Origin of the sequence: Salmonella sp. SAL4457 (genome assembly GCF_046548235.1) — a bacterium.
GTDB lineage: Bacteria > Pseudomonadota > Gammaproteobacteria > Enterobacterales > Enterobacteriaceae > Salmonella > Salmonella enterica.
Map to the genome: position 1 here is coordinate 1 of NZ_JBGDZO010000166.1, position 350 is coordinate 350.

Below are 350 nucleotides of genomic sequence, written 5' to 3' on the forward strand. Positions count from 1 at the left end.
CGCTCATCGACCTGGCCCTGTTCGGCGCCCTTGGCCTGACCGTCTGGGCCGTGCAGATGGGATGGATTCCGTTCTGGGCCGCCGGCGTGGTCAACGGCCTCGGCCACGCGGTCGGCTATCGCAACTTCGAATGCCGCGACGCCGCCACCAACCTGGTGCCCTGGGGCATCCTCATCGGCGGCGAAGAGCTGCACAACAACCACCACACCTACCCGAACTCGGCCAAGCTGTCGGTGAAGAAGTGGGAATTCGACCTGGGCTGGGCCTGGATCAAGCTGTTCAGCTTCCTGCGCCTGGCCAGGGTCGCCCGGGTCGCGCCGATCGCCCATCGGGTCGAGGGCAAGCACAGC

1 pseudogene is annotated in these 350 nt (G+C 67.1%); it reads left to right on the plus strand.

Features of this window, described 5'->3' with window-relative positions:
• A pseudogene (gene desA, locus ACLJNW_RS23740) lies at positions 1–350 on the plus strand (delta-9 fatty acid desaturase DesA); the annotation flags it as partial.